Origin of the sequence: Limosilactobacillus galli, from assembly GCF_947381495.1 — a bacterium.
Classification (GTDB): Bacteria; Bacillota; Bacilli; order Lactobacillales; family Lactobacillaceae; genus Limosilactobacillus; species Limosilactobacillus galli.
Window position 1 is genome coordinate 1 of record NZ_CANCWK010000152.1, and the last position, 220, is coordinate 220.

At 47.3% G+C, this 220-nt stretch carries 1 tRNA gene and 1 rRNA gene; both read left to right on the top strand.

Features of this window, described 5'->3' with window-relative positions:
• Positions 1-55 (top strand): 16S ribosomal RNA (locus QOS10_RS09675); the annotation flags it as partial.
• Positions 56-144: 89 nt separating this feature from the next.
• A tRNA-Ile gene (locus QOS10_RS09680) sits at positions 145-219 on the top strand.
• Position 220: the final 1 nt, after the last annotated feature.

Consider the following 220-nt stretch of genomic DNA (forward strand, 5'->3'; position numbering starts at 1 on the left):
GGTGAAGTCGTAACAAGGTAGCCGTAGGAGAACCTGCGGCTGGATCACCTCCTTTCTAAGGAATAAAACGGAAACCTGCACATTGTCGAAACTTTATTCAGTTTTGAGGGGTTTACCTCTCAAAACTTACTGAGACGCTTATTTGGGCCTATAGCTCAGCTGGTTTAGAGCGCACGCCTGATAAGCGTGAGGTCGATGGTTCAAGTCCATTTAGGCCCAT